Origin of the sequence: Lysinibacillus sp. NPDC056959, assembly GCF_042674095.1 — a bacterium.
Taxonomy (GTDB): Bacteria; Bacillota; Bacilli; order Bacillales_A; family Planococcaceae; genus Lysinibacillus; species Lysinibacillus zambalensis.
In genome coordinates this window covers 169,349-193,099 of sequence record NZ_JBHURE010000008.1, presented here as the reverse complement: position 1 = coordinate 193,099, position 23,751 = coordinate 169,349, and the positions used below count along the sequence as shown (strand labels likewise).

At 36.7% G+C, this 23,751-nt stretch carries 20 protein-coding genes; 12 read left to right on the top strand and 8 right to left on the bottom strand.

Annotated elements, in window-relative coordinates:
- Positions 1–527: 527 nt before the first annotated feature.
- The 7 genes from ACFTQ7_RS12385 to dnaA form a co-directional block, all read right to left on the bottom strand.
- On the bottom strand, positions 528–1,610 hold the full coding sequence (locus tag ACFTQ7_RS12385) for an HD-GYP domain-containing protein (protein ID WP_386829007.1): 1,083 nt from the start codon (positions 1,608–1,610) through the stop codon (positions 528–530).
- Between the two features lie 148 nt (positions 1,611–1,758).
- A complete protein-coding gene (gene gyrA / locus ACFTQ7_RS12380) occupies positions 1,759–4,248 on the bottom strand; it encodes a DNA gyrase subunit A (RefSeq protein WP_386829005.1) in 2,490 nt (829 codons plus the stop codon).
- Positions 4,249–4,273: 25 nt separating this feature from the next.
- Complete coding sequence (gene gyrB, locus ACFTQ7_RS12375; RefSeq protein WP_349660154.1) at positions 4,274–6,208, bottom strand: DNA topoisomerase (ATP-hydrolyzing) subunit B; 1,935 nt, start codon at positions 6,206–6,208, stop codon at positions 4,274–4,276.
- Between the two features lie 92 nt (positions 6,209–6,300).
- The gene (gene recF, locus ACFTQ7_RS12370; RefSeq protein WP_386829003.1) at positions 6,301–7,416 is read right to left on the bottom strand and encodes a DNA replication/repair protein RecF; all 1,116 of its coding nucleotides are present in this window, start codon (positions 7,414–7,416) and stop codon (positions 6,301–6,303) included.
- A gap of 3 nt (positions 7,417–7,419) precedes the next feature.
- Positions 7,420–7,644, bottom strand: coding sequence for a S4 domain-containing protein YaaA (gene yaaA / locus ACFTQ7_RS12365; protein WP_349660156.1), 225 nt, complete (start codon positions 7,642–7,644; stop codon positions 7,420–7,422).
- 166 nt (positions 7,645–7,810) lie between these two features.
- Positions 7,811–8,947 (bottom strand): DNA polymerase III subunit beta, encoded by a 1,137-nt coding sequence (dnaN, locus tag ACFTQ7_RS12360; RefSeq protein WP_197142964.1) that lies wholly within the window; start codon positions 8,945–8,947, stop codon positions 7,811–7,813.
- 169 nt (positions 8,948–9,116) lie between these two features.
- On the bottom strand, positions 9,117–10,466 hold the full coding sequence (gene dnaA, locus ACFTQ7_RS12355) for a chromosomal replication initiator protein DnaA (protein ID WP_386829001.1): 1,350 nt from the start codon (positions 10,464–10,466) through the stop codon (positions 9,117–9,119).
- 558 nt (positions 10,467–11,024) lie between these two features.
- Between dnaA and rpmH the strand changes: the two genes are divergently transcribed.
- The 11 genes from rpmH (at position 11,025) to ACFTQ7_RS12300 (ending at position 22,223) form a co-directional block, all read left to right on the top strand.
- Positions 11,025–11,159 (top strand): 50S ribosomal protein L34, encoded by a 135-nt coding sequence (rpmH, locus tag ACFTQ7_RS12350; protein ID WP_004233310.1) that lies wholly within the window; start codon positions 11,025–11,027, stop codon positions 11,157–11,159.
- A gap of 101 nt (positions 11,160–11,260) precedes the next feature.
- On the top strand, positions 11,261–11,605 hold the full coding sequence (gene rnpA / locus ACFTQ7_RS12345; RefSeq protein WP_197142962.1) for a ribonuclease P protein component: 345 nt from the start codon (positions 11,261–11,263) through the stop codon (positions 11,603–11,605).
- Positions 11,606–11,894: 289 nt separating this feature from the next.
- Positions 11,895–12,665 (top strand): membrane protein insertase YidC, encoded by a 771-nt coding sequence (gene yidC / locus ACFTQ7_RS12340; protein WP_349660159.1) that lies wholly within the window; start codon positions 11,895–11,897, stop codon positions 12,663–12,665.
- Entirely contained in the window at positions 12,662–13,459 is a 798-nt protein-coding gene (gene jag / locus ACFTQ7_RS12335) for an RNA-binding cell elongation regulator Jag/EloR (RefSeq protein ID WP_386829000.1), read from the top strand. Before yidC ends, jag begins: the two co-directional genes overlap by 4 nt.
- A gap of 455 nt (positions 13,460–13,914) precedes the next feature.
- The gene (gene mnmE / locus ACFTQ7_RS12330) at positions 13,915–15,300 is read left to right on the top strand and encodes a tRNA uridine-5-carboxymethylaminomethyl(34) synthesis GTPase MnmE (protein ID WP_386828999.1); all 1,386 of its coding nucleotides are present in this window, start codon (positions 13,915–13,917) and stop codon (positions 15,298–15,300) included.
- A 28-nt stretch (positions 15,301–15,328) separates the two neighbouring features.
- A complete protein-coding gene (mnmG, locus tag ACFTQ7_RS12325) occupies positions 15,329–17,224 on the top strand; it encodes a tRNA uridine-5-carboxymethylaminomethyl(34) synthesis enzyme MnmG (RefSeq protein ID WP_386828998.1) in 1,896 nt (631 codons plus the stop codon).
- A gap of 380 nt (positions 17,225–17,604) precedes the next feature.
- Positions 17,605–18,321: a 16S rRNA (guanine(527)-N(7))-methyltransferase RsmG gene (rsmG, locus tag ACFTQ7_RS12320; protein ID WP_349660163.1), complete on the top strand. Its 717-nt coding sequence runs from the start codon at positions 17,605–17,607 to the stop codon at positions 18,319–18,321.
- A 179-nt stretch (positions 18,322–18,500) separates the two neighbouring features.
- Entirely contained in the window at positions 18,501–19,400 is a 900-nt protein-coding gene (gene noc / locus ACFTQ7_RS12315) for a nucleoid occlusion protein (protein WP_386828996.1), read from the top strand.
- A gap of 425 nt (positions 19,401–19,825) precedes the next feature.
- A complete protein-coding gene (locus tag ACFTQ7_RS12310; RefSeq protein ID WP_079563360.1) occupies positions 19,826–20,587 on the top strand; it encodes a ParA family protein in 762 nt (253 codons plus the stop codon).
- Complete coding sequence (locus tag ACFTQ7_RS12305) at positions 20,580–21,428, top strand: ParB/RepB/Spo0J family partition protein (protein ID WP_386828993.1); 849 nt, start codon at positions 20,580–20,582, stop codon at positions 21,426–21,428. Before ACFTQ7_RS12310 ends, ACFTQ7_RS12305 begins: the two co-directional genes overlap by 8 nt.
- Positions 21,429–21,506: 78 nt before the next feature.
- Positions 21,507–22,223 carry a DUF554 domain-containing protein gene (locus ACFTQ7_RS12300; RefSeq protein ID WP_349660166.1) on the top strand — a complete coding sequence of 239 codons (717 nt, stop codon included), beginning with the start codon at positions 21,507–21,509 and terminating at the stop codon, positions 22,221–22,223.
- On the opposite strand, the gene yyaC is transcribed toward ACFTQ7_RS12300, so the two are convergent.
- Complete coding sequence (yyaC, locus tag ACFTQ7_RS12295) at positions 22,140–22,772, bottom strand: spore protease YyaC (RefSeq protein ID WP_349660167.1); 633 nt, start codon at positions 22,770–22,772, stop codon at positions 22,140–22,142. The two genes, ACFTQ7_RS12300 and yyaC, sit on opposite strands and share 84 nt — an antisense overlap.
- 93 nt (positions 22,773–22,865) lie before the next feature.
- Here yyaC and ACFTQ7_RS12290 point away from each other — a divergent pair, with 93 nt between their 5' ends.
- On the top strand, positions 22,866–23,750 hold the full coding sequence (locus ACFTQ7_RS12290) for a mechanosensitive ion channel family protein (protein WP_349660168.1): 885 nt from the start codon (positions 22,866–22,868) through the stop codon (positions 23,748–23,750).
- Position 23,751: the final 1 nt, after the last annotated feature.

Here is a 23,751-nt window from a genome sequence, read left to right as displayed (position 1 = left end):
TTGATGTCCAAAATTTTGTTTCGTTCACCAACTCAAGGTTAGCTACTAAAAACTTTATTGATTACGTTTTGCTTGTTCAGTTTTCAAGGTTCATTAATCTTTTTTTCAGTGTCACCTCTTGGCGACTCACTAATAATATCAAGAATCTAAAACTATGTCAACACTTTCTCAAAATTAATTAATAGTTTTTTAAAATCTATTATTCGTCTACACCACTATGTTCAGAGGATTAGTCCGGAAGTGAGAAACTTCAGTAGCTGACGTTTCACTTTCGCTACGAAAACACTTGTAACTGCCGTTTCACTTACGTTACATAAAACATTTGCTGAAAGAAGTTAACTAATTTCAAAGAATTCATTTCTCTATGTGACTTGGTTTTTATGAGATCCATCATCTCGTACTTAGCTCGCTTCATTTAAACGTTGAAGTCTTTGTTGATACTTTTGTTTTATCACCTATATAATTTATCGATCGAATTAAAAATAAAAAAAGGCGAACTCCAATGTAAATGGGTTGCCTTTCAACTATTATAAATTTGTTATAATACGTGAAATATAGAAGGTACGATTTTTACCTAAATCAAATATCTCCCCTGATTGGCTTAATTTGATAAGTGGTCGAGTTGGTGCAAATTTATTTACAAACATCACTTCGCCTTGTTCTAGATTAGATAGTTCAACGATTGTCCCTATAGGAAGGTCAGCAACAATATCTATCAGTGCACGTACTACTTTAATATCGAACTTCCCAAATTCAGATTCATTAATCATCTCTATGACTTTAAAAGAAGATTGCTTTGTTCTATACACTCGCTCACATGTCATTGCATGGAATACATCTGCAACAGCGATAATTTGAGCGAAAGTAGAAATATTAGCGATTTTTTCTCCTTTCGGATAACCACTACCGTTTAAACGCTCGTGGTGCTGGAAAATAGCCTCTTTCATTGTATCCTTTAAGATTGTTACATCTTTGACCATACTATAGCTATAAATCGGATGCTTATAAATTTCATTAAACTCCTGCTCTGTTAAGGTTGTTTTTTTATCGCGGATACGCGGATGAACTTTTGCCATTCCACAATCAGCTAATAACCCTCCAATTGCAACTTGAATTGTAATTCCTTTGTCATAGCCTAATTTTTGTGCAATCACCGAAGATATCAATGCTGTTGCTACACAATGGTGGTACAAATAGTCTTTTGGATTTGAATACTCATTTAAATCAAAAATTATTGTACGATCTTCTAAAACCATTTCTAATAGTGGCAAAATAATTTTCCGTGCTTTCGCAATATCTACCTTTGCTCCAGCTTCCCAATTTTTAAATTCCTTTTTAAATTGTTCAACTGAATTGTCATAAATCTTTCTAAAAGTCGGTGTAGGCTCTGTTGGAACAATTAAATCTGTTTCTTTTACATCTGATTGAGTTTCTACACCTTCTTTATAAACAGGAACTCTTGAAATATTAAAAGCAAAAAAAACTTGTAAATGCTCGTGAGAAATTATTGTGTTTTTAAAAATTATTGGATATTGTGTATTAACAAAAATATCTTCAGAAATTACTTTACCAATGCGTAACTCCGAAATTGGGACATGTATAGTTTCCACGCAATTAACTCCTCTTCACTATTTCACTTCCATAAATTTAAGGTTAAATTTATTTTATCATGGAATTCAAAATAATTACTTATTTTTAATGATTTATGTAAAAAAACCGATGAACGGCAAACATTAGCTGTCGTCATCGGTCTTTTTATTATTCTTCTACTTGGGCATTTTCTTCGTTCGATTCTTCTTCGATCGCTTCTTCTTCTTCTTCTTCTTTTTCAACCTTCGCTACAGTTGCAACAAGCTCGTCATCGCCTAAACGAATTAAACGAACACCCTGTGTACTACGACCAATTAATGAGATATCATTCACATCCATACGGATTAGCATGCCGTTAATTGTGATCAGCATTAAATCTTCTGAACCATCAACCGTTTTTACAGCTACCATTGGACCATTTTTATCAGTGATTTGAATTGTTTTTAATCCAACACCACCACGGCTTTGTAAACGATATTCCTCTTCAGATGTACGCTTACCGTAACCTTTTGCTGTAACAACTAAAATTTCCTGTTCCGGTTCAACGATTTCCATACCAACTACTTCGTCACCATCACGTAGTTTAATACCTCGCACACCACCTGCGGTACGGCCCATTGAACGAATATCATCCTCTTGGAAACGTACAAGCATTCCATCACGCGTACCGATAATCACTTGTTTCTCGCCATCTGTTAAACGAACAGAAATAAGATCATCATCTTCTCGCAAACTTATAGCTATTAAGCCGTTTGTTCGGATATTAGCAAATTGAGATACTGGTGTACGCTTTGTAATACCTGTTTTAGTAGTGAAGATAAAGTATGCATCCTCATCGAATGAACCTACACGGATCATTGCGGTTACTTTTTCACCTTTTTCAATATTGAGTAAGTTAACAATCGGTAATCCTTTCGCTGTACGACCATATTCCGGAATCTCATAACCTTTTGCTCTAAACACTTTCCCTTTTGTAGTGAAGAATAAAATTGTATCGTGTGTAGAAGTATTCATAAGATGCTCTACAAAATCATCTTCATTTGTGCCCATACCTTGTACACCACGACCGCCACGTTTTTGACTACGATATGTATTCGCAGCTAAACGTTTGATATAACCATTGTGCGTTAAAGTTACGACTGAATTTTCGACTGGAATTAAATCCTCGTCCTCAATCATTTCTAAACCGCCAGAAGTAATTTCAGTGCGACGTGTATCATTAAAGCGATCTTTTACTTCTAATATTTCAGTACGAATAATATCAACAATTTTAGCCTCATCCGCTAAAATTGCTTTTAATTCAGCAATTAATATTTGAAGCTCTTGGTATTCTGCTTCAATCTTTTCACGTTCTAATCCACTTAAACGAACTAAACGCATATCTAAAATAGCTTGCGCTTGACGTTCAGATAAATTGAATCGCTCCATTAATTGAGGTTTCGCTTCATCACCACTACGTGAACCACGAATAATAGCAATAATTTCATCAATATGATCAAGAGCAATACGTAAGCCCTCTAAAATATGTGCACGATCTTCCGCTTTCCTTAAGTCAAATTCCGTACGACGACGAATAATAACCTTTTGGTGCTCTAAATAATGATGCAACATTTCTTTTAAGCCCATTACTTTAGGCTGACCATTTACTAATGACAGCATATTAATACCGAAGCTCGATTGCATAGCTGTTTGTTTATATAAATTATTTAAAACGACATTGGCATTTGCATCTTTACGAACTTCAATGACTACTCGCATACCACGTCGGTCAGATTCATCACGTAAGTTTGTAATACCATCAATTTTTTTATCGCGTACAAGCTCTGCTATTTTTTCAATAAGCTTAGCTTTATTCACTTGGTATGGTAATTCATGAATAAGAATTGTTTCTTTACCGTTTGATTTTTGTTCAATCTCTACCTTTGCGCGAATAATGATGGAGCCACGACCAGTATCATAAGCACGGCGAATACCACTACGACCTAAAATTAATCCACCAGTTGGGAAATCGGGTCCTGGAATGATTTCCATCAATTCTTCTGTTGTGATAGCTGGATTTTCTGAAAGTGCTATCACTGCATCTATCGTTTCCCCAAGTTGATGTGGCGGAATATTTGTCGCCATACCAACTGCAATTCCTGCCGCTCCATTTACTAATAAGTTTGGATAGCGACTTGGAAGGACGATAGGTTCCTTTTCTGAACCATCATAGTTATCGGTATAGTCAATTGTGTCTTTATTGATATCACGAAGCATTTCCATTGCAATACGAGACATACGTGATTCTGTATAACGCATTGCTGCCGCTCCATCGCCATCGACAGATCCAAAGTTACCATGACCATCGACTAACATGTAACGATAGCTGAAATCTTGCGCCATACGTACCATTGCATCATAAATAGATGAGTCACCATGTGGGTGGAATTTACCCATTACGTCCCCAACAATACGTGCTGATTTTTTGTACGCTTTATCAGCTGTATTCCCTAGTTCCTGCATGCCATATAAAATACGGCGATGTACAGGCTTTAATCCATCTCGTACGTCTGGTAATGCACGAGAAACGATTACACTCATCGCATAATCGAGGAAGGATGTTTCAATTTCTTTTGTTATATTAACTCCTTTAACACCGGAGCGTTCTTGTTCTGACAAAGTGTAGACCTCCTCTCAAGAAAAATTAAATATCTAAATTAGCATATACTGCATTCTCTTCGATAAATTGACGACGTGGTTCAACTTCATCGCCCATTAAACGCTCAAATGCTTGGTTTGCTTTAATTGCATCATCTAATTCTACTTGTAACAATGTGCGGTGCTCAGGATCCATTGTAGTTTCCCAAAGCTGCTCTGCATTCATTTCTCCAAGACCTTTGTATCGTTGTACATTTGGTTTTGGCATTTTCGGTAACCGTTCTAAAATTCCCTGAAGAGTAATATCATCATAGCAATACTCAACATGTTTACCTTGCTTAACTTGATAAAGAGGTGGCTGTGCAATATAAATATAACCTGCCTCTATGAGAGGTCGAAGGAAACGGAAGAAGAATGTTAAGAGTAATGTGCGGATGTGCGCACCATCAACATCGGCATCTGTCATAATAACGATTTTATGATAACGAGCCTTTTCTAAAGTAAACTCTTCACCAATACCTGTGCCAAATGCTGTAATCATTGCACGGATCTCTGCATTCGATAAAATTTTATCTAAACGTGCTTTTTCAACGTTAAGGATTTTACCACGTAATGGTAAGATTGCTTGGAAGTGGCGGTCACGTCCAGATTTCGCAGACCCTCCGGCAGAGTCACCCTCAACGATATAAATTTCACATTCAGATGGATTAGTTGATGAACAGTCAGCTAATTTACCTGGCAAACTCGATACTTCAAGTGCATTTTTACGACGTGTAAATTCACGTGCTTTTTTAGCAGCGACACGTGCACGAGCAGCCATTAAACCTTTTTCTACAACCTTACGAGCAACAGTAGGATTTTCTAACATAAATCGCTCAAAACCATCTGAGAACAAGGAGTTAGTAATTTGGCTAACTTCAGAGTTACCAAGCTTTGTTTTTGTTTGTCCTTCAAATTGTGGATCTGGATGCTTAACCGAAACAATAGCCGTTAACCCTTCCCGAACATCTTCACCAGTAAGATTTGCATCTGACTCTTTTAAAAGTCCATTTTTTCGTGCGTAATCATTAATAACACGTGTTAGAGCCGTTTTAAAACCAGACTCATGTGTACCGCCTTCATACGTATTAATGTTATTAGCAAATGAAAAAATATTAGAAGAGAATCCAGCGTTATATTGCATAGCAATTTCAACTGAAATACCATCCTTTTCTCCAAGAACATCTATCGGATCATGGATTGGCTCTTTAGATTGATTCAAATGCTCTACATAAGAACGAATACCACCTTCATAATGATACGTAGTAGAACGTTCTTCACCTTCACGTTCATCAGCAATTGTAATCTTAATACCACGATTCAAATAAGCTAATTCACGAATACGATGTGCTAAAATGTCATATTCATAAACAGTCGTTTCTTTAAATATTTCAGGGTCTGCTTTAAAACGTGTAGTTGTACCGTTACGATCTGAATCACCGATAATCATTAAATTTTGAATCGTTTTTCCACGTTCAAATTTAATTTCATGAATATGACCCTCACGATGAACTTGAACGATCGTCTCAATTGATAGAGCATTTACAACAGATGCCCCTACACCATGAAGACCGCCTGAAACTTTGTATCCTCCACCGCCGAACTTACCTCCAGCATGGAGCACTGTCATAATAACTTCAACAGCAGGCTTACCCATTTTCTCTTGAATACTTACCGGAATACCACGACCATTGTCCTCTACACGAATCCAATTATCTTGTTCTATCGTTACTTTTATATCTGTACAAAATCCTGCAAGTGCCTCATCAATACTATTATCAACAATTTCCCATACTAAATGGTGAAGCCCTTTAGAGCTTGTTGAACCAATATACATCCCTGGTCTTTTACGTACAGCTTCTAATCCTTCTAATACCTGTATCTGATCGGCTTCATAAGCTTGATTTTGTAAACCTTCGTTCTCTATAGCCACGGCTTTCATCTACTCCTTCATAACATCATTGTGTGTAAATGAATGAACAGTCAACCGAGCTGACTATTACCATTCTTTTGTAATCTAAAAAACTCCCCGGGCTAACTTTCTTCAATCGCTCCTTGTTTCACGTGAAACAGCTGTGCATGCTCCATCGTTTCATGATGGATTCCATCAACACTTGTAGTCGTAACAAAGGTTTGAACTTCACCTTGAATGGTGTTTAATAAATGCGATTGACGATAATCATCGAGTTCCGACAATACATCATCTAAAAGTAGTATGGGTGTTTCATTTGTTTCTTGTTTAATTAATTCAATTTCAGCAAGTTTTAATGAAAGAGCGGTTGTACGTTGTTGTCCTTGTGAACCGTATATCTGAACATCGTAGCCATTTACTAAAAACTGTAAATCATCTCGGTGTGGACCAACTAGTGTTACACCTCGATCAAATTCACGGTCTTTAGCTTCTAGTAGCTTTTTATACAAAAAGCCTTCAATTTCACTGGAAGTATGTTCTTTTTCAATACCCGCTACTGTACGGTATTTAATAGCTAACGTTTCTTTCCCTTGTGAAATACCTGCGTGAATTGGCTCTGCCCACTCTTGCAATAAATCCATAAATTGAAATCTTTTTCGAATAATTTGGGTAGCTGCGTGAATATATTGTTCATTATAAACTTCGTACATCACGTCATCTGACATTTTTTTACCTTGATTCATTTTTAAAAAATGGTTACGTTGCTTTAAAATTTTTTGAAAGGTTAATAAATCATGCAAATAAACAGGCGAAATTTGCCCAATCTCCATATCAATAAAACGTCGTCGTAATTGCGGACTCCCCTTTACGACGTTTAAATCTTCGGGTGCAAACATAACGACATTCATTTGGCCAATATAATGACTGAGGCGGCTTTGTTCTATATGATTTATCTTACCTTTTTTGCCTTTTTTCGTAATCGTAAGCTCAATCGGTAAAATACCATGCCTTTTTTGAACGGCCCCTTCTATTTTACCATAGTCTGAATCCCAACGTATTAATTCTTTATCGTTCGTCGTTCGATGGGATTTAGCCATCGCCAATACGTAAATAGATTCCATAACATTTGTTTTCCCTTGTGCATTTTCACCAATGAAAACATTAATTTTTGGAGAGAAGTTTAATGCTAAATCATCATAGTTACGGTAATTTGTAAGTTTTAACTGCTCTATCTGCATAATCTACTGTCCAGCTGTGCCAACGATACGAAATCGACCACATCCAGGAATATTTACAATGTCACCATCACGCAATTTACGACCGCGGCGATCATCTATTTCTCCATTTACATAAACATCATTTTCATGTAAAAACCACTTAGCCATGCCACCAGAGCTAATAGCATCGGTCATTTTTAAAAGTTGCCCTAATGTGACAAATTCTACATCAATTTTAATGTCCTTCATAGTTGAGTTCCCCTCCAAATACAGACTGTCTATCTCTCTATCATACCTAAAATTCCGCCATAAGTAAAAAAAGATAGCCGCAACTAGCGACTATCAGAACGTTTTTCAAAGCATTTAGAGCTTGAAGTTATGGAGTTTATTCTCTCCAACCAAAACTGTTTGAAATTTAATAAGTTCGTACAGGTAAAATCAACTGTAAAATTGCATCGTCATGAACAGAACGTAAAATAAACGGTCTCATAGCTCCTGTGAATTGAATAACTACTTCTTGACCATCTATTGCTTTCAATGCTTCCATCATGTACTTCGCACTGAAAGAAATTTTTAAGTTCTCCCCTTCTAATGACTCAACAGGAATTTCTTCTTGGACCTTCCCGATTTCTGGAGAGTTAGAAGAAACTTCAACAGATTGATTATCAAAAATCTCAAATCGTACAACATTATTACGGTCACCTCGAGCAACAAGAGATGCACGATCGATTGCTTGTAATAACGATTTACCGTTAATCGTTAGATTTGTTTGATATTCTTCTGGGATTAAACGAGTTGTATCTGGGTAGTTCCCTTCAAGTAAACGTGAGAAGAATAATACTTCTCCAGTTTTAAATAACACTTGCTGGCTTGTAATAACGATTTGAACAAGATTTGTTGAATCCTCTAAAACTTTATTTAACTCATTTAAGCTTTTACCAGGAATAACAACACTATGTTCAACCTCAGGTAAATTTTCCAGTTGAACTTTACGTCTTGCCAAACGGTGGCTATCTGTTGCAACACAGATTAATGCTTCATTTTTAATCTGCCAGTTTACACCTGTCAACACCGGTCTACTTTCTGAAGTGGCAACAGCAAATACTGTTTCACGGATAATTGACTTTAATAGGTCTGCAGGAATAGTAAATTTTTGATCCTCTGTTAATTCAGGTAATAAAGGATATTCTGTAGCATCTGAGCCAATTAAGTGGAATTCAGATTTACCTGAACGGATATGAGTTTGGAAACCAGCTGTTACTTGAATTTCAACCTCATTTGTTGGTAACTTACGCACAATTTCATTAAACATACGAGCTTGTACAACAATTGATCCTGTTTCTGTAATATGAATTATTTGTTGGCCATCTTCTTCAACTGGAATAAATGTTTGTATAGTAATATCAGCGTCACTACCTGTTAAACGAATACCCTCTGTTGTTACATCGATTTTAATCCCCGTTAAAATTGGAATAGTTGTTTTAGAACTTACGGCTTTCATGACATCATTTAAACCCTCTAATAAACGGTCACGTAAAATATCAAATTTCATTCGTTTTCCCTCACATATTTATATTATTTATTTATATAAAATAAAAAAGATATAGTAATAGGCCCTGTGGATTTGTGGATAAGTGTATTTAAGTGAATAAAATCAGTCTATCCACATGTAGATAGACTGTGTATAAGTTTGTGTTTAAACGTATGGGTTGTCCACAGTATTATTTCCCTAGCATGCTTCGAATTTGTTTAATATCTTGCTGAAGCTGAGCGTCATTTTTCACCATAGAAGATATTTTTTCGTGAGCATGTATAACAGTAGTATGGTCGCGTCCACCAAATTCTTCGCCAATTTTCGGCAGCGAAAAATCTGTTAATTCGCGAGATAAATACATCGCGACTTGACGTGGAAAGGCAATTAATTTTGTACGTTTTTTCGCGGCGAAATCCTCTAAACGAATGTTAAAGTGCTCACCTACTGCATTTTGAATGTCTAGTATAGTGACAGTTCGTGGCTTCGAATTAGGAATAATATCCTTTAGTGCCTCAGCAGCCAAAGTCGCATTAATATCCTTGTTAACAAGCGATGAATAGGCAACGACGCGAATAAGCGCACCTTCAAGCTCCCGAATATTGGAGTCAATCTGGTTCGCAATATAGAGCATGACTTCATTTGGCACTTCTAGACCATCAGCCTTTGCTTTTTTTCGAAGAATGGCAATACGAGTTTCCAAATCTGGGGGCGCAATATCTGTAATTAGTCCCCATTCGAATCGAGAACGTAAACGATCTTCCAATGTCGGAATTTCCTTAGGAGGACGGTCACTGGAAATAACAATTTGTTTCGATTCTTCATGCAATGTATTAAAAGTGTGGAAAAATTCTTCCTGAGTAGATTCTTTTCCAGCTAGAAATTGAATATCATCAATTAACAGCACATCTACATTGCGATATTTATTGCGGAAATCAAGTGCCTTATTATCTCGAATTGAGTTAATAAATTCATTTGTAAATTTTTCAGATGATAAATAGACTACCTTTGCATTTGGATTATGTTCCAATACATAATGGCCAATCGCATGCATTAAGTGTGTTTTGCCAAGCCCTACTCCCCCATAGATAAAAAACGGGTTATATGCCTTCGCAGGTGCTTCTGCAACAGCTAGCGAGGCAGCATGTGCAAAGCGGTTACCAGAGCCAATAACAAACGTATCAAAAGTATACTTCGGGTTTAACATACCTGGTGAAATATCATGATGATCGTCATTTTTTGCTTGGATAATCGGCGCTGGTAAATCGAAATCGTCCGAATCCTGGTTTTTTTGAACAACAAATTTAATAAGCAAGTCTTCGCCTGTAAGCTCCGTTAATATACCTGTAATCAAATGAATATAATGATTCTCAAGCCAGTCTCGAGCAAACGAATTTGGCGCAGCAATCGTCACAGTAGAACCACTACCATTGTAGGAAAGTAGTTTAGTAGACTTTAGCCACGTTTCGAAGCTTGGTTTAGAAATTTTTTGTTCAACTTGAGCCAGGACATTATTCCATAGTTCTTCTAAATGTTCCAAGCTGCTAATCTCCTTTACAGTTCAATACAAATTAAAAATAGCGCATTTATAGAAACGGTAAACACGTTCATTTTACAACTAGTCCACAAACTCACAAGTTGTGGATAAAAGTTAACCAAAGGCTGTGATAAAAATTATCCACAGCATATTAACAGTTGTGGATAAAATAATAAGTAATTTCAGTTTTCAACAAAGTGAAGCACAGATATCGTATCAGAAAAACAAAGCCATTTCAATAGTTTGTGAAACTTATCCACATACCTTATATTTATGCACGTTCAAGTTGTCCACAAGGTCTGCTTATGTGAAAAAGGTGTAGATAAGTGTTGTGGATAAAAAAATATGCAAAAAATACTATACACAACTCTGTGTAAAAAAAACAAGTATTCTGTGGATAATTTATTTTATTCAGGAGAAGAGGATTTTAGGGAAATATAGATATGGATTTGCAAAAATATATAAATTTATAAAAGTCATTGACAAAATAACTAGTTACTTTATATAATATTCAGGTCTGTATGTTGAAAAATTCAACTCATTCAGGAGGTGTCTATATAAATGAAACGTACTTACCAACCAAAGAAACGTAAGCACAGCAAAGTTCACGGTTTCCGCGCACGTATGAGCACGAAAAACGGTCGCAAAGTTCTTGCTGCTCGCCGTCGTAAAGGAAGAAAAGTATTATCAGCATAAAATAAGTCCACTGAGACACATCAGTGGTCTTTTTTTTCTTTATTTTTGGGAAAACTAGAAATGAGGATCAAAGGATAATTATCGAGTAGCAGGTGAAAGTAATGAAAAAACGCCAACGAGTGAAAAAAAACGATGATTTTCAAAAGGTGTTTAAGAAAGGTAAATCTTTCGCTAATCGTCAGTTTGTCGTATATTTTTTAGAAAAAGAGGGACAAACAGAGTTTCGTGTAGGATTATCGGTTAGCAAAAAACTTGGGAATGCAGTAACACGCAACCAGATCAAGCGCTATATTCGACAAAGTATTCATGAATTAAAAGATGAAGTGAAGCAGAATATGGACTATGTTATTATCGCCAGACAACCGGCGGCCACTATGGATTTTCATGAAGTAAAACAAAGTTTGCAGCATGTACTACGAATCGCGAAGGTTTTGAAGAAGACGTAATATGGATGGCAACCAAAGTGGTGAAATAAAAGCATTTCTGCGTGAATGTGAAATTATTAAAAATACACATAGGGGTATTTAAAAGTAAGATTTCACTGCGATATGTGAATGATTAGTAACATTACTTAGCAAATATATGTACATTGTTAGAATATTTAGTAGAGTGAAACGTTATATGCATGATAAAATAACTGATAACTTTATTCAGTAGCAGGAAACTGTAAATGTATAAAGAAGAGAATGCATATAGTTTTAGAAAAAGTGAATAGTATTTGTAGGGGGAAGAAGGTTGAAGAAACAACTTTGGGTAATTTTGTCGCTAGTATCAGTAGTATTACTACTATCTGGTTGTACAGAATTCAATGAACCAATCTCCAAAGAAAGCACAGGCTTCTGGAATGAATTCATTGTTTGGCCATTAGTGTCAGCGATTAAATACTTTGCTGATATCCTTGGTTCATATGCATGGGGGATTATTGTTGTAACGATTTTTATTCGTTTAGCTATTCTTCCATTGATGATTAAACAAACAAAGAGCTCTAAAAAAATGCAAGAAATTCAACCAAAACTGAAGGAATTGCAAAAGAAGTATGCTTCTAAGGATGCACAGACACAGCAACAGTATCAGCAAGAGATGATGAAGCTTATGAGTGAGTCTGGTGTCAATCCACTTGCTGGATGTTTACCTGTATTCATTCAAATGCCAATTTTAATTGGTTTCTACCATGCGATTAGTCGTATGAATGCTACAGCTGCATTCGATTTAGGGAATTTCTTTATTTTCCCGTTAGCAGATCCTGCACCGGCATTAGCAATTACTGCTGGTTTAATGCAATTTATCGTTTTACGTACGGGCCCTGCGATGGATAACCCTCAAATGAAAATAATGATGTACATTATGCCATTTATGATTATTGGTTTCGGTATGGCATTACCAGCAGCATTATCACTATACTGGGTAATCGGTAACATTATTTCGATTGCTCAAAACCTGTTTATTTATAAACCTTGGAAAAAAGATAAAACACAACCTGCTCAAAATGGAGGGGCTAAAAAGTGAAACAACTTACGCAAATAGGCGCAACAACACAAGAAGCGATCTCATTAGCGTTACAGAAACTTGGCAAAACCCGTGAACAAGTAGATGTTGAAGTTTTACAAGAAGGTAAAAAAGGATTTTTAGGTTTTGGGGCACGATCTGCAGAAGTTCGTGTAACAGTAAAAGAAGTACAGGTTCGGCCAATGATTGAGGCGGAAAAAGCTGAACAGCAAAATACGACTCAATTTGTCGAATCAACAGTAATAGATGATGTTGAAACAATAAGTTCACAAGTTTCTGAACAACTAAGTGATAGCGAAGCGGTTCAACAAGTCGTAGAGGAACAAGATACCTCGATGAACCCAATTGAAGATGCAAAGTCTTATTTAGTAAACATTGCAGAACAATTGGATATTCATGATCTTGAAATTGAAACGACACGTGAAGGGAAATATGTATTATTTCAGCTGAAAAGCGAGAAAGCTGCACTGCTTATAGGGAAACGTGGTCAAACATTAAATTCCTTGCAGCAATTAACACATCTTGTGTTAAATAAAAGTGCCAAGCAGTTCTTAATGGTGAAATTAGACGTAGAAAACTATCGTGAACGTCGTCAAGAAGCATTGGAGTTACTGGCAGATCGTATGGCGGATAAAGCACTTCGCTTAAATCAGCGTGTAACGTTTGAGCCAATGCAGTCGTACGAAAGAAAAGTTATTCATAATCAATTGGCAAATCGCCTTGATATTGAAACATACTCAGAAGGAACGGAGCCTAATCGTTATTTAGTCATTGAACCTGTAAAAAACGACTAAGCTTCGTAAAAACATACAGACAAAATTAAAGTCATTTTATCGTCATGATAAAATGACTTTTTTATGTTGTTGAAAAACAAGATGGCCGAGGGAATCTTTGTGAATGTTGTGGCGCTTTAGATGGGGGTGAATTCCGTTCCAGGCTACTCGCTTTCCCCTAGGAAAACGCTCATTCGGAACGGAAATCAACCCCCTCGTTTTGCTGAAGAGCCATACATTATTCAGTGACGCCTTAATTTCATTGGCAAAATGATTTTTTTTATGATCTAGACTGAACGTTCTAGTACTCGCGGCATTTGTCGAAATACGTGCTATAATGTAGAGCTTTCTGATTATCCACAATTGGAAATTATCCTTACTTTAGATTTTGCGGAAAATATGTTAGTCTAAGGTGTTAGTAAGTATTGGTCGGTTTTTATTTATCCACATGTGGATAACGTTAAGGAGGTCATTAAATGGAGTTCGATACAATTGCTGCGATATCCACACCTATGGGTGAAGGCGCTATTGCTATTGTTCGTTTAAGTGGGGACGAAGCAGTCGCAATTGCAGATAAAATATTCAGATCGCCTGGTGGAAAAAGTTTAATAACTAAGGCTTCACATACAATTCATTATGGACATTTGGTCGATCCAAAAACGAATGAGGTTGTAGAGGAAGTAATGCTGTCATTAATGCGCGGACCTAAAACATTCACTCGTGAGGATGTAATAGAAATAAACTGTCACGGGGGACTTGTTTCAGTAAATCGCGTTTTAAAGCTAGTATTAACTAATGGAGCAAGACTAGCGGAGCCAGGTGAATTTACAAAACGTGCATTTTTAAATGGACGCATCGATTTATCACAGGCTGAAGCAGTTATGGATTTAATAAGAGCGAAAACTGATAGAGCGATGAATGTAGCGTTAGGACAAATGGATGGCAAATTATCGCGTTTAATTGGTGACTTACGCCAAGCATTACTAGAGACATTAGCGCAAGTTGAGGTTAATATAGATTATCCGGAGTATGATGATGTAGAAGAAATGACAGTACCAGTATTAGTAGAAAAATGTACATGGGTACGAAATGAAATTATAAAACTTTTGCAAACATCTTCTCAGGGAAAAATATTACGAGAGGGTCTATCAACTGTTATTTTAGGTCGCCCAAACGTTGGGAAATCTTCTCTTTTAAATAGTTTAGTACAGGAGAATAAGGCTATTGTGACAGATATAGCAGGGACAACTCGTGATATTATAGAAGAGTACGTGAATGTACGTGGCGTTCCGCTTCGTTTAGTCGATACAGCTGGTATTCGAGAAACAGAGGATATCGTTGAACGAATTGGTGTTGAACGTTCACGTGAGGCGTTGCGTGGCGCAGATTTAATTTTATTTGTTTTAAACTACGCAGAAGAATTGACTGCCGAGGATGAGCGTCTATTCGAAACGATTAAAGCGATGGATTACATCGTTATTGTGAATAAAACAGATCTACCGCAAAAAATTGATTTAGCACAAGTCAAAGAGCTAGCAGGCAACCGTCGCGTTGTGACAACTTCTCTTTTACAAGAAGAGGGTATCGCAGAACTAGAGGAAGCGATTGCCGCGTTATTCTTTGAAGGGCAAATTGAAGCGGGCGATTTAACATATGTTTCAAATGCAAGACATATTGCATTACTTCATCAAGCACAAGCAACGGTCGAGGATGCATTAGCTGCAGCACAAGCTGGTGTACCTGTTGATATGGTGCAAATAGATGTAACAAGAACATGGGAATTACTTGGTGAAATTATAGGTGACACAGTACAGGAAAGCCTAATTAATCAGTTATTTTCACAGTTCTGCTTAGGAAAATAATTTTATTAAAGAAAGGAAGATACGAGCTATGCCAACAAAATATGAGGCAGGCACGTTTGATGTTATCGTAATTGGCGCAGGTCACGCAGGTTCTGAAGCTGCATACGCCGCAGCCAAAATGGGTGCTAACACACTGATGTTAACAATCAATTTAGATATGATTGCATTTATGCCATGCAATCCTTCCATTGGTGGTCCTGCCAAAGGAATCGTAGTACGAGAAATTGACGCATTAGGTGGCGTCATGGGGAAAGTTATTGATAAAACGCATATTCAAATGCGTATGTTAAATACAGGGAAAGGTCCTGCTGTGCGTGCATTACGTGCGCAAGCGGACAAAGTTTTATACCAACAAGAAATGAAACGCGTGTTGGAGGAAACTGAAAACTTAACAATGCACCAAGGTATGGTGGAAGAGCTAATTATCGAAGACGGGGAAGTAAAAGGTGTTACTACACAAATCGGTGCTATTTACCGCGCTAAAACTGTTGTTATCACAACAGGTACATTCCTTCGCGGTGAAATCATTATTGGAGACATAAAGTATTCAAGTGGTCCTAATAACCAACAACCGTCTATTCGTTTAGCAGATAACTTAAAAGAGATTGGTTTTGACCTTGTGCGTTTTAAAACAGGTACACCACCACGAGTGAATAGCCGTACAATTGATTATGATAAAACAGAGATCCAACCAGGGGATGATGTTCCACGTGCATTTAGCTTTGAAACAACTGAATTCATCATGGATCAACTACCTTGTTGGCTAACGTATACAAGCCTAGAAACACATGAAATTATCGAAGCAAACCTACACCTTTCACCGATGTACTCAGGGATGATTAAAGGTACGGGTCCACGTTATTGTCCTTCTATTGAAGACAAAGTTGTGCGATTTAACGATAAACCGCGCCACCAAATTTTCTTAGAGCCAGAAGGTCGCGATACACGTGAAGTGTATGTACAAGGTTTATCAACTAGCTTACCAGAGCATGTACAAACACGTTTACTAAAATCAATTCCAGGCTTAGAAAAAGCAGAAATGATGCGTGCTGGCTATGCTATTGAGTACGATGCAATCGTGCCGACACAATTATGGCCAACGTTAGAAACAAAACGTATTAAAGGCTTATATACTGCTGGTCAAATCAATGGTACATCAGGTTACGAGGAAGCGGCAGCTCAAGGCTTAATGGCTGGGATGAATGCTGCTGCTAATGCGCTTGGAAAAGAAGAATTAATCTTAGGTCGTTCAGATGCTTATATTGGCGTATTAATTGATGATCTAGTAACAAAGGGAACAAATGAACCGTATCGCTTACTAACATCTCGTGCGGAATATCGTTTACTACTTCGTCATGATAACGCTGATTTACGTTTGGTAGAGCAAGGGTTTAATATGGGAATGATTCCTGAGGAAAGATATGCAAAATTCAATGAGAAAAAAGAGCTGATTGATAACGAAATTGCACGTCTTCGTGAAGTTATTATTAAACCAAACGAAACAACACAAGCTGTTATTCGCTCTGTAGGTGGCAGTGAACTAAAAGATGGTATTCGTGGAGCAGATTTATTAAAACGTACAGAAATGAATTATGGTTTAATTTCTTCATTAATTCCAGCAGACATAGAGTTTTCCGATGAAGTGAAGGAACAAATTGAAATTCAGCTTAAATATGAAGGCTATATTGAAAAAGCATTGCAACAAGTTGAAAAGCTTCATAAAATGGAGAATAAAAAAATCCCTGAAAATATTGATTATGATGCTATTTCAGGTCTAGCAACAGAAGCTCGACAAAAATTAAAACAAGTTACACCACTTTCCATCGCCCAAGCATCGCGAATCTCTGGTGTAAACCCAGCAGATATTTCAATATTACTTGTTTATATTGAGCAAGGTAAAATCGCACGCGTCAGCGGCGAATAATTAAGAACAGTAAAGTGAATAAGAGGCGGGCATACCTTTGTGCCCGCTTCCTATTTTTAACTTCTTTCAGCGTTCATCTCCCATCTCCATAGGTGGTGCGATGAATGCGGTTTTAAGTCACTATTTCAGCGGGTGTCCAAACATCCGTAGAAATAGAGGAACTCAGTCTAAGAACGCCACGTCCTGTGGCATTACCGAAATGACCGACATCATGTCGGCCCTCGTGCAGGCCTAAGCACAAAGCCGATTCAGGACGCAATTATGCCGAGACATAATTGATGGCTATGCTATTTTCTCATTGTTGATTTTAGGAGCGAGCGAATACATGCTTACAAGTCAATGTTGGGATAGTAAAGCCATATAGAAAAAGGAGACTTTACATGAACGAACAACAATTTATCGAGGCTTTAAAGAAAAAGGGTATCGAACTCTCTGAAAAGCAGATTGCTCAATTCAAAAAATATTTTGAGTTACTTGTTGAGTGGAATGAAAAGATGAACTTAACAGCTATTACCGATTTAGAAGGTGTTTATTTAAAACATTTTTATGATTCGATTAGTGCCTCTTTCTATTTTGATTTTTCAAAAGTAACAACAGTTTGTGATGTAGGAGCAGGTGCTGGTTTCCCAAGTATTCCAATTAAAATCTGTTTCCCACATTTACATGTAACAATTGTCGATTCTTTAAATAAAAGAATTACATTTTTAAATCATTTAAGTGATGAGTTACAATTAGAGAATATGAATTTTGTACATGCACGTGCAGAGGAATTTGCTCAAAATGCGAAATATCGTGAACAGTTTGATGTTGTAACAGCTCGTGCAGTAGCCCGCTTATCGGTTTTATCAGAGTTATGTGTACCACTAGCGAAACAAGGTGGTTATTTTGTTGCTTTAAAAGCAGCAGCTGGTGCGGAAGAATTAAAAGATGCCAAAAAAGCATTGACTACATTAGGGGTTGCACTAAAAGAAGAGTTTTCTTTCCTGCTACCTGTTGAAGAAAGTGACCGCATGTTATATATCTTTGATAAAATAAAAGGAACACCAAAAAAATATCCGCGTAAACCAGGTGTACCAAATAAATCACCGATTCAATAATTAGTGTTTCATGTGAAACTTCTCAAAGTAGAAAATATTTTTTCTATTTTGAGCATACATACTAGTTATGGATGGTTCACGCAAATGACATCTACGAACTATATACATTTTAGGAAATATAATAAATAATAATAGAATAAAACAGAGCAAGATAGTTACTTAAAGGTGGTGCCACTTGGATGAAAAGTCCTTTTTCACGTTTTTTTGGAGGCGGGAATAAAACTGAGCCTATTGTGAAAAATGAAGTAGAACAAGCAGAGACGGTTCATGCAGCGGAAGAGGTAATAAAGCTGCCGATTGATCAAATTGTACCTAACCGTTTTCAGCCACGTACTATTTTTGATGATGAAAAAATTGAAGAGTTATCAAGAACCATTCATACGCATGGTGTAATTCAGCCAATTGTTGTACGTAAAACAGCAGAAAACCAATATGAAATTATTGCTGGTGAGCGTCGTTATCGAGCAATGAAAAAGCTACAATGGACAGAAGTTCCGGCAATTATAAGAAATTTAACTGATAAGGAAACAGCCTCTATCGCGTTAATTGAGAACTTACAGCGTGAGGAGTTAACAGCAATTGAAGAAGCTGTTGCCTATCAAAAATTATTGGAGCTTCATGAGCTGACACAAGAAGCTCTAGCCCAACGACTTGGAAAAGGACAATCCACGGTAGCCAATAAATTGCGTTTATTAAAGCTTCCTGAAGAAGTACAGCGTGCTATTTTAAAACGTGAAATCTCTGAACGACATGCACGTGCATTAATTGCAATTAAAGATCAGCCACTACAGCTAGAAGTTTTACAACAAACGATTGAAAATGATTGGAATGTTCGTCAGTTAGAAGAGCAAATTTATTCTTTATTGCATCCAGAGTTGGAAGTACAAGAAGAAGCAGAGCCGAAGAAAGTAAAGCCGAAGCGTAAGGCCATTAGTAAAGACGTGCGCATTGCTTTAAATACGATTAAACAATCGTTATCAATGGTAACAAAGAGCGGTATTACAGTTAAGACTGAAGAAGAAGATACAGAGGAATATTATCAAATTACAGTGAAAATCCCTAAAAAGAAAAAGTCTTAAGTCGTGATTGAAGTTTTATTAGAAAAATAAAAAATGACTTTTATGACATCATCAAAATTGAGGATGTCATCTGTATACCATATATATAGGTTGATTAGAGTGGAGGCTGGGCGACTCATTGAGGCTCATCGGACGTCCTCAGGAAGCTTTGCTCTGCGCGAAAGCGAAGCGGCAGCGACAAAGTGTCCAGCCGGAACGGAAATTAATCCCACAGTATGATGATAAGTCGCTTTTATATCTCTGTACGAAGGAGACATCTTAGTAATATTTCTGAGATGTCTCCTTTTTTGCATATATTCTTAATATTTTATACAACTCTGTTCTGTTTTTTTGATAGAATGAAAGTAAGGTAGACGTATTTATATAGTGATTTTACAAATGATTTGTCAAAGTGGACTTTGATGGATGAAAGCAGGTGCTTTTAAATGGGTAGAATTATAGCAATCGCCAATCAAAAAGGTGGCGTAGGAAAAACAACGACATCGGTCAATTTGAGCGCTTGTCTAGCATATTTAGGAAAGAAGGTGCTCTTAATCGATACTGATCCACAAGGAAATACAACAAGTGGACTTGGTGTTAATAAGGGAGAACTTCACGGCTGTATTTATGATGTGTTAATTGATGATGAAAAAGTTGAGAACGTCATTCAACAAACAAATGTCGAAAACTTAGCAATCATTCCGGCAACCATTTCATTAGCAGGAGCAGAAATTGAATTAGTTTCGACTATTTCCAGAGAAGTACGTTTAAAGCATGCTCTTCAAGATGTAAAAGAAGACTATGATTATATTATTATCGATTGTCCGCCTTCATTAGGGCTACTAACAATTAATGCTTTAACGGCTTCAGATGCACTCATTATTCCTGTACAATGCGAATATTACGCATTAGAGGGATTAAGCCAGTTGTTATCAACTGTCCGTTTAGTGCAAAAACATTTAAATCAGCAATTATACATTGACGGTGTATTATTGACGATGCTTGATGCACGTACAAACCTTGGCTTACAAGTTATTGATGAAGTAAAAAAATATTTCCAAGAAAAAGTATACAAAACAATTATTCCTCGTAATGTGCGATTAAGTGAGGCTCCAAGCCATGGACAGCCAATTATCACTTATGACGCAAAATCAAGAGGTGCAGAAGTGTATTTAGAGATGGCGAGGGAAGTGATTAAAAATGGCTAAAGGTTTAGGAAGAGGCATAAGTGCACTATTTCCTGGGGAGTCTTTAGAACAAAGTGGGCAAGTGGAAGAGATACAATTAGAACTTATCGTCGCAAACCCATTTCAGCCACGTAAAATATTCGATGAAGAAACTTTACAAGAATTAGCTGACTCTATACAGGAACATGGCATTTTACAGCCTATTGCCGTACGTAAAAAGGGACGTAAATATGAAATCGTAGCGGGGGAACGCCGTTATAGAGCAACTCAATTAGCAGGGTTAGAGGTTATTCCAGCTATTATAAAAGAGCTAACAGATACGCAAATGATGGAGCTAGCTATTTTAGAAAATCTGCAGCGTGAAGATCTGACAGTTATTGAAGAGGCAGAGGCATACCAAAGCTTAATGGAAAACTTACATTTAACACAAGAGGAGCTATCAAAACGATTAGGGAAGAGTAGACCACATATTGCCAATCACGTTCGTTTACTTGCATTACCAGAGGATGTTCGTAAGTTTATGAACGATGGAACATTATCGATGGGACAAGGACGAGCATTACTAGGATTAAAAAATAAAAGAAGAATATCAGAAGTGGCTAATAAGGTCATTAAACAAGGTTTAAATGTGCGACAAGTTGAGATGTTAGTACACAACTTAAATGAAGAAGTTTCACGTGAAACAACTCAACCGAAGAAAAAGGATATATTTGTTGCAGCTAAGGAATCACAGTTACGTGATTATTTTGGAACAAATGTACAAATTAGAAAAGCTAATAATAAAGGGAAAATTGAAATTGAATTTTACTCTGAAGATGATTTAGAACGCATTTTAGAAATACTAAATTTACAAGAAGAGTAAGAGAAATATCGATAACGTAATCAGAGCGCCAAACTACAAGGCGCTCTCTATTTATCTAGAGAGAAGGAAGGTAGGGACGTGGTATTACTAGGGGCATTCATTAACGCGCTGCTCATCATGGTAGGAGCATTGGTAGGACGTATTTTTAAAAATATACCTGAATCGATGAAGTCTACTGTATTATCGATTATCGGCTTAGCAGTTGCACTTTTAGGGATTAAAATGGGCTTTGAAAGTGATAATTTTATTATTTTAATGATAAGTTTAGTGGTCGGTACAGTAATTGGTGAGTGGTTAGATTTAGATAAGCAAATGAATAGACTTGGACAATGGGTAGAATCTTTATTCAGTAAAAAACGAACTGATAATAATCAAATTAGTATAGCAGAAGGCTTTGTAACGGCTTCTTTAATCTTTGTAGTTGGCTCTATGGGCGTCATTGGTGCACTCGATAGTGGTCTGCGTAATGATCATAATGTACTGATTACGAAAGGATTAATCGATGGATTTATATCGATCATCTTAACATCTACATTAGGTATTGGCGTGCTATTATCTGCAATACCTGTATTTGTCTATCAAGGTTTAATTGCACTTTTCGCGGGTGTTATCAGCTCTTTTATACCTGAGGCTGCACTACAAATGTTTATTCATGAAATGACTGCTGTAGGCGGTGTTATGATTTTTGCCATTGGTTTAAATATAGCAGGTTTAACTAAAATCAAGGCTGCTAACTTGTTGCCAGGTATCCTTATTGTCGGTATTGTGGTTGCTATCTTCTATATTTTTCAATGAGTAACGATGGGCAGCGAGCAATAGAGCTCTTGAAAGCTTTTCAGCCATTGCATAGGAAATATGAAGTCTTGTATTTTGTAAAACAAGCATTTCCATAAAGCCTCCAACATTGACGATTCCTTTAATGGAAATGTCACCGATTGGGGGTAATTGTTTTTTGACAGCTTTTCCCGGAAAAATAGGTCCGTTCTGTACAGAAATATGTCCAACATTTTGTTCACTTCCAAGACATGCATCAATCGCAATAATGAAAGGTTTTATAGTATGATTGTGTAGCTGTTGCATAGTAGTGTCTAAATTAAGGGCATGCAAAGGATTTTCTAAAGAGCCTACAATTTCATAGGGAAAACTAACTGACTTTTTTAGGAAGCTACCTGTTAACGGCCCAAGCGTATCACCTGTACAACGGTCACTTCCAATACAACAGAAAATAAGGCGTTCATGATGAAAGGGTATATGTTCTAAAAATAATGTACTTAATTGCCAAACGATATTTTTACTTTCATGATGAAGAGAATAAGGGAGTAACAATTTTGGTATAGTATTCATAGAAAAACTCGCTTTCTTTTTTATTTGTAAGAAGTGCTCGATTTTTATGCAGTATACGCAAATTTTTAGCAAGTTATTCAAGAGGTGGTAATAATGGATTGGTTTAGTGAAAGGGTATTAAATAACTTATGGGATAAGCTGATGTCAGAAAAGCTTTGGGAAACGATAATGACTGCTTCAATTAAGATAACGGTTATTTTGATCGCATCGTGGTTAGCTGTCCGATTAGGTAAAAAATTTATTAAAAAAGTGTTTTTAATGCGTATGCGTTCGCCTTTAGATCATTCAGAACGTCGCCAAACAACAATTTCAAGATTATTACAAAGTGTCATTTCCTATGCTGTATATTTTTCAGCAATCATTGCTATTCTCTCTATATTAAACATTAAGATAGCAGGGTTACTGGCAGGAGCAGGGATTGTCGGTTTAGCCATTGGTTTTGGTGCGCAGAGCTTAGTAAAGGACGTCATTACGGGATTCTTTATTATTTTTGAAGATCAATTTGGTGTTGGCGATTATATAAAAATCAATGCAGCTGAAGGAACTGTTGTAGAGATAGGCTTACGTACGACAAAGATTAATGGTGCTACAGGGGAGCAGTTTATTATTCCGAATGGTTCGATTGGCGATGTTGTCAATTACTCTGTCAACAACTCTAAAATTTATATAGATTTACAAATGACGACGGATGCCAATTTTGAAAGAGCTGAATCTATTATTCAAAAGTATTTAAATACTTTACCTGAAATTCATAAGGAACTTGTAGCAGTACCTGTATTTTTAGGAGTACAAAATGTTAAGGGTACAGAAGTAACGATTCGTATAGCCGCAGAAACATTACCACAGCAACAATATGGAGTGGCTCGTACTATTCGTCGTGATGTTACAAAACTCTTTGAAGAAAATAATATACCAATGGCTCATCCGAAAATGATGTTCTATGGTGTGAATGGAAATGAAGAGGGGAGAAGTGAGTAAT